Annotated in this window: 5 protein-coding genes and 2 pseudogenes; 3 read left to right on the top strand and 4 right to left on the bottom strand. The window is 62.5% G+C overall.

Translation table 11 applies throughout. The features are described from left to right. Positions 1–131: 131 nt before the first annotated feature. Positions 132–626, bottom strand: a pseudogene (locus J7360_RS16620) (SDR family NAD(P)-dependent oxidoreductase); the annotation flags it as partial. A gap of 58 nt (positions 627–684) precedes the next feature. Then, entirely contained in the window at positions 685–1,422 is a 738-nt protein-coding gene (locus J7360_RS16625; protein ID WP_057663391.1) for an SDR family oxidoreductase, read from the bottom strand. A 125-nt stretch (positions 1,423–1,547) separates the two neighbouring features. Here J7360_RS16625 and J7360_RS16630 point away from each other — a divergent pair, with 125 nt between their 5' ends. Then, a complete protein-coding gene (locus J7360_RS16630; protein ID WP_057663388.1) occupies positions 1,548–2,459 on the top strand; it encodes a LysR family transcriptional regulator in 912 nt (303 codons plus the stop codon). A 214-nt stretch (positions 2,460–2,673) separates the two neighbouring features. Here the strand turns inward: J7360_RS16630 and J7360_RS16635 are convergent, their stop codons facing one another. Then, the gene (locus tag J7360_RS16635) at positions 2,674–3,747 is read right to left on the bottom strand and encodes an ATP-grasp fold amidoligase family protein (protein ID WP_209034293.1); all 1,074 of its coding nucleotides are present in this window, start codon (positions 3,745–3,747) and stop codon (positions 2,674–2,676) included. Between the two features lie 578 nt (positions 3,748–4,325). On the opposite strand from J7360_RS16635, the pseudogene J7360_RS16640 reads away from it, so the two are divergent. Further along, positions 4,326–5,035, top strand: a pseudogene (locus J7360_RS16640) (hypothetical protein). Positions 5,036–5,249: 214 nt separating this feature from the next. Here J7360_RS16640 and J7360_RS16645 read toward each other — a convergent pair. Beyond that, positions 5,250–5,867, bottom strand: a complete 618-nt coding sequence (locus J7360_RS16645; RefSeq protein ID WP_042675353.1) for an NAD(P)H-dependent oxidoreductase — start codon at positions 5,865–5,867, stop codon at positions 5,250–5,252. A gap of 482 nt (positions 5,868–6,349) precedes the next feature. Between J7360_RS16645 and J7360_RS16650 the strand changes: the two genes are divergently transcribed. Next, on the top strand, positions 6,350–6,745 hold the full coding sequence (locus J7360_RS16650) for a hypothetical protein (RefSeq protein ID WP_209034291.1): 396 nt from the start codon (positions 6,350–6,352) through the stop codon (positions 6,743–6,745). Positions 6,746–6,799: the final 54 nt, after the last annotated feature.

Here is a 6,799-nt window from a genome sequence, read left to right on the forward strand (position 1 = left end):
CCACCCGCTGGCTATGGACGTACAACCACGAGCGTCCGAATATGGCGCTCGGCGGCATCACGCCTGCCATGAAGTTGGCGATGGCCGCTTAGCTCCACTTCTGGCGACCGCTAAAAGTGGGGGGATTACCCATCCATCGCCGCCTTGGCCGCGAAATAGGGGCCCAGATACGGCGGTGTGCCGCCTGCCGAGCTGCTGCTGGACACCCACACCAACAGGCCCTGCTGCTGTGCCCGCAATTGCGGCAATGCCGCGCGGTTGACCCGCTGCGTGCCCAGCACGTTGATGTCGTAGACCTGCGCCAGCTGTTCGGCGGTGAACGCTTCGGCCGGGCCGAACACCATGTGCCCGGCGTTGTGCACCACCACGTCCAGCCCACCGGCCTGCGCCACGATGGATGCCACCGCCGCGTCGGCCGAGGCCTGCGATTGCACGTCCAGCTCTAGCGCGTGCAAGGCCAGCTGCTGCTTGCCCGCCAACTCGGCCATCTCCTGCGCCACGCCGGCATTGCGGCCGGCGGTATCGCGCATGGAGGCGTAGACGGTGTGCCCGGCGGCGGCCAGCGCTTGCGCGGCCAATCGGCCAAAGCCGCTGGACGCGCCAGTCACCAGAATGCGTTTGCTCATGTCATTGCTCCTCGAGGGGAAAACCAGCAGCGTGCGCACTGCCGCGCGCCGCAGCGGGTCAGACCATGCCGCCGTTGGCGCGCAGGACCTGGCCATTGATCCAGCCGCCATCGGGGCCGACCAGGAACGCCACCGCCGCCGCGATGTCTTCCGGGCAGCCAAGACGTTCCAGCGGGTTGGCCTTGGACAAGCGTTCGATCAACTCCGGCGACTTGCCGTCCAGGAACAGCGCCGTGCCGGTCGGGCCAGGCGCCACCGCGTTGACGGTGATGGCACGCCCGCGCAATTCCTTGGACACGATCGCCGTCAGCGTTTCCACTGCCGCCTTGGTGGCCGCATACACCCCGTAGGTTTCCAGCTTCAGGCCGACCACGCTGGTGGACAGGTTGACGATGCGGCCCCCCTCGCGCAGCCGTCGTGCGGCCTGGCGCAGCGTGTTGAAGGTGCCTTTCAGATTGATCGCGATGTGTTTGTCGAACAAGGCATCGTCGCTGTCGGCTAGCGTGGCCAGCTGCATGATGCCGGCGTTGTTGACCAGCACATCCACGCCGCCGAACGCAGTCTCGGCCGCGGCAAACAGGCGCTCGACGGCGGCCGGGTCGCTGACATCGGCCTGCACGCTGACCGCGCGGCCACCGTCCGCTTCGATGCTGCGCACCAGTCGATCGGCCTCATCCGCATGGCCGGCGTAATTGAGCACCACGGCAAAGCCATCGCCGGCCAATCGCTGCGCGATGGCAGCGCCAATACCACGCGAGGCTCCGGTCACCAATGCAACTTTATGCTGCTGAGTCATGCACGTTCTTCCGTCATGCCGCGGGCTGCGGCGTTGCGGAAACTATCCAATGCAATGACACGGCGATCATCACACTAAACTGCACAGCATTGTTTCCAGCGCCCGAACAGTAGGCAGGGAGTGCCATGGATCGATTCGATGCCATGCGGTTGTTCGTGCGGATCGTGGAGCGGCGCAGCTTCACCGCAGCGGCCAACGACATGCAAATTCCGCGCTCTACCGCCACCAAGGTCATCGCCGAGATGGAAGCGCGCCTGGGCGTGCGCCTGCTACAGCGCACCACGCGCGTGGTGCGGCCCACGCTCGATGGCGAGCTCTTCCATCAACGCTGCATGCGCATCCTCGACGACGTGGACGATGCCGAAGGCGGCTTCCGCGGCGTGGCACCCAAGGGGCTGTTGCGGGTGGAAGTGCAGGGCACGCTGGCGCGGCACTTCCTGCTGCCCGGGTTGCCGGCGTTCTTTGCGCACTACCCGCAGATCCAGCTGGTGATGAGCGAGAGCGACCGCTGGGTGGATCTGGTGGAAGAAGGCATCGACTGCGTGCTGCGCTATGGCCCGCTGCGCGACAGCGAACTGGTCGCACGCCGCGTGGCCATGCTCGAACGCCTCACCTGCGCCACGCCGCAATACCTGCGACGTTTCGGCCTGCCTGCGCAGCTGGAAGCGCTGGACCAACATCGCATGGTCGGCTTGCGTTCGATCACCACCGGCGTGGTCACGCCGCTGGAGTTCCAGACCGCGCAGGGGTTGCGTACCTTCGCATTGCCCAGCCCGCTCAGCGTCACCGGTACCGAGAGCTATCTGGCCGGCATCCGGCTTGGCCTGGGCATCGCGCAGGTGCCGCGCTTCCATGTGGCGCACGACCTGCAGCAAGGCACGCTGGTGGAAATCCTGCGCGACACCCCGCCGCCCTCCAACCCGGTGTCGCTGCTGTATTCCCGCGCCCGCCAGCTGTCGCCACGGGTGCGCGTGTTTCTGGACTGGGCCGCTGGCGAATTTGCCAAACAGGCGGGCGTGGCGCAGCCAGTCGGCTAATCGCATCGGCGGGCTTTGTAGTGCGCAACCGGCGTGGCAGCAAGCAGGTGATTGGCATCGGCAACACGGCGCGCGGCGGCAACCTGCACCATCCGCGCATCGCTGCCTGCCATCATCGGCCGCCATGCACCGCGTGCCGGAGCGCTGCAGGCACCGGACGATGCGGCGGTGTGCCGCATCGGCATCGCATGGGCACTGCACCTGCGTTGACGCCTCACCGCTGTGGCACGCGCACACCCACACCAAACCCTTGCATCGGCAGACACGGTTCTTCAGGCGCGCGCCGCTGCACCCACATATCGCCCATCATCCGGTCCAGCCCACGGTCCAATCCAGTTACCAACCCGGCGCCCGGGATAAAGGTGAGTTCGCCGAAATACACCTGCCCGTGCTGGATATACCAATCCACCCGCACATAGTCGAAATCGCTGGCCAGCACCTTGCTCAGTTCCAGTGCCTGCTCGAGAAGTTCCGGCGCACACGGCGGCGCGCGACCGTCGTCGCGGATGCGGTGAAAGGCATCGTGCAAGTTGCCGACGAAAAACGTCATCGACAATTTCGGCGTGTCGAAGCGGCCGTAAATCACCTGCAGGACGTACTTGAAGGTGCCGTCGGCCTGGCGAAACATGTGGAACTTGTAGTCCACCGGCACTTGCTGTGCATCGCCGATGTATTTTTCCACCAGAATGCGTGGCGGAATATCGCGGTAATGGATCTCGCGCACCATGGCGGAAAAATCCGTGCGCATCCATTGGCCGCAACGCGCGATGATGCGGCGTTTCTGCTGCGCATCCGGCTCTTCGCGCACAACTTCCACCATGGCCGCGCCGTGGTTGGCCTTGATCACCGTCTGCTTCCACTGCGGCAAGCGCAGCAAGTCCTGCGGATCGGTGGTGTCCAGCAATAGCGGGATCAGATGCGCCTCGCCGATCTTGGCCGCCACATACGGCCGCACCGCAAACTTGTCGGCCAACCGCTGATATTGCAGGTAATCACCGTGCACACACTTGCGGTAGAGGATCTTCTCGTTGAAGCATTTCGGCGCGTACAGATCCGGCAGGCGCCCAAACGTATGCAGGAAGTACAGCCGGTCCTGGTGCCGCCAGGGCAGCGTACGCACCAGGCTGCGCGCGCCCTTGCGCAGCAGGCGCTTGAGGTTGGCCGCATCTGCCGCGGTGCGCGGTAATGCGGCCGGGCGGGCAGTGCCCACGGCCAATGCTGGCAGCAACGCGGCCCATGGCTGCCCTGCGGCCCCATGCGCGCCCATCGGCTGCGTCTGCAGCCCCATCCCGTTCTCGGCCATATCCAGATCCCTCTTCCGTTATAAAGTGATACTTTCATCACATTTATACGTGATGTTAGTCACGGTATGCGGAAAAAGTGAGACGAGAGTTGCGAAACGTCTCAAGCGACCTGATTACGCAAACATCGCGTTGCTTTTGGCTTAAAACAGCCGAATTCCGCGTCTTGTTGCGTCTGCTTTGATGCACTGCAGGAGCCAGCGCGAGCGTCCGCGCCGGTTGAGTGCGTATGGACGTAAACACATGGGAAAAACCGGACTGAGTCGTGTGGTGAGTGCTCGCCAATACCCGAGGATTTCAGTACGCGCCCGCATTCAACGCAGCACGTTGTCGCGTGCTGATTGGCCTGTGTCAGTCGACGTCGAAGCTGGTAGACGCTGTTGTACAGATCGACGTGGATTGCTTGCGCGGTGCGCGGTCGACAGCCTGGCTTACACACCCGGTTGCATCTCGCGCAGCTGTCTTGACCGCGTCATTGCCGCCACGCAAGGTGCAGGCTCCAAGGAGCAACGCAGATGCGGCGATGTGCCACCCGGCATAGCCCGTACGCCAACAGGGCAGCCTCATGAAATTCGCCAGCATCGCACTGACTGCACTCACTGCGATGGCAGTCAGTAGCTGCACAAATGATGCGCCAACGCCAACGCCAACTGCACATGCAGCGTCAGTCGTCGCGCCGACAGCCCACGCGCCCACCGCCAACGCCGCCACGAATGACACGCCGCAGCCACCGGTTACACGCGCAGCGCCGACCCATGCCGACACCACGCCGTCTCTCTGCCAGCCCGGCGCCTATGCCTGCATCGCTGGCGGCCCGCTGCTGGCCACCTCGCAGGCAGAAGCGCACTGGCTGATTGCCCACGGCTACCCATCGCCGGCCGAGCACGCACGCTTGAGCAAGCTGGATCTGGCGCAGTTGCAGGCCGAATCGCAGGCGGGCAACCAGGCCGCCACCGTGTTCTACGGCAGCAAGACCGCACTCAGCGGCCGCTTCCAGAGCGGCGTGGCGATCTTGCGAAAGGCGCAGCCACCGGAACCATCTACGCCTACTACGGGCTGTCCGAGGCCTACCTCGGCGACACCCCGCAAAAGAACCTGGTCGACAGCGCAGCGTATCTGCGGCTTGCCTATCTGCTCGGCGATCGCAAGGCATCGGTAGCGATGGCAGAACGAGGCTTGAGCACAATCGAGAGCATCGCTGCAGACGAGCGCGCGGCAGTGCTGTACCAGACCCTCGCCAAGTCCCCGCGTCCATCTCCACGGCCGTTTGAGTGATGCGACAGGTTGCTGCACGACCCCGGACGCGCGGCCGCGTAGGTTGCATGCGCTACCAGCAAACGGTGACGGTTGCACATCATGACTAGAGCTGCATCATGCAAGCGAGGTCATGACGCGCGAGCATCATCGCCACGCAGCAACGCAGCAACGCAGCAACGCAGGCAGCTGGGCAGACCTGCAAATCGCAATGACGCAGCAGCTGTAGCCTAAATCAGCTGGGTTCGCTACCAGCGGATGCTTTTGCTGCAAACAACCGCGCACCAATCGCGCGCGCTGTGTCGAAGTGCGATTGCGGAAAGCCCGCATCCGGCACTGTCAGCAACTCCGAGGTGCGCACCGTCGCACCGCAAAAATCGAAGATGCCGTGGTTGATCTGCGTTTTCATCGCACCGAAGTAGCCGTGCCGCGCATAGGTGCGCTCGTCCGCACCGCCAATGGCCAGCATGTGCACATCCAGGTGCTGCAGCTTCTTCACGATCTTGCCCTCGGCGCTTTCATCGAACGCCCAGCCCAGCGTAAACACCCGGTCGATCCAGCCTTTGAGTAGCGCCGGAAACGACCACCAGTAAATCGGGAACACCAGCACTAGCGCATCGGCGCGGTCTAGCCGCGCGTGTTCGGCTGCCACATCCTGCGGCGGTGCAGCTTGCTGCTGAAACAGCGCAATGTCGGCCTGGTTGAAGCGCGGGTCGAAACCTTCCTGCGCCAGGTCGGCGACCTCAACCGTATGCGCGGCATCGGATGTCAACACGGCATCGCGCATCCGCGCAGCCACTGCGTGCGTGTGTGAGCATGATTCCGGGTGCGCAACAACAATCAAGGCATGCATTACAAGGGTCTCCAATCGAAATAGCGTCATAGCGTATCTGCGCTTGCTGACTCTCGTACACGCGTGCCATGCGGACTGAGCTGATGCACGAGCCGGTATCCATGCACACGGCCGCGCAACGTTGCGGTGAAGTCCTACCGATTAAAAGCGACGCAGCAGCGCAGCTCTGTGCGCCCACGCATCACCGGCTAGCCGCTGGTAATGCCACCACAGGGCGCCTGCGTCATAGCGGCATCAACACAAGCAAGCGAAGCACCAGGCCAGGCGCCAGTGCCTACGTAATGTGCGGCCCCCGCATCTCACCAGGCATGTAGTTAGGCCAATCGCCACCACCGTGATCGTAAGGCCGATCGCAAAAGCAAATATCCAACTAGTTTTGTGTCTCAACCTTTAGACTGCAGGGAATTCGTCAGTCGCAGCTTGCAGGACTTTTCTTTTCGGCACAATCTTGGCGTCACATAGTTAAACCTCCAGGAGCTTATATGGACGCATTCGAGGCTTGCGTAGATGGCTTGTGGTCTGATTTGAGTGAGGATGAACACTTTCCTTCAAAACGCCCCCTGCTCGCGCACTACACTTCTCTTTCAACGATGGAATCAATTTTCCGTGGGGAAGAAATATGGATGTCGCACCCTTTTTTGATGAATGACGATGAAGAGCTTAAGTGGGGAATCGTTGAGGGCGTGAAGAGAATTAGGACTAATGATTCCCTTGCAAGTCAATTTGGATCAGTGAGCAATTATGCAGCTTTTTTAGAGGCAGTCGAGAGTGCCAGGGACAATGAGGGTAGTACTAAGGAAGGTCTGATCAACTCACCGCAGATGCGCGACACTATCGCCTTATGTAGAGGATTCATCCATGCAGCTGACGTTCGGTGACGCTGAGGGCTTGGGCAAGCGTAAGCAGACCCGGCGCGAGATCTTTCTTGCCGA

Origin of the sequence: Xanthomonas sp. D-99 (assembly GCF_017746145.1) — a bacterium.
Classification (GTDB): Bacteria; Pseudomonadota; Gammaproteobacteria; order Xanthomonadales; family Xanthomonadaceae; genus Xanthomonas; species Xanthomonas cissicola.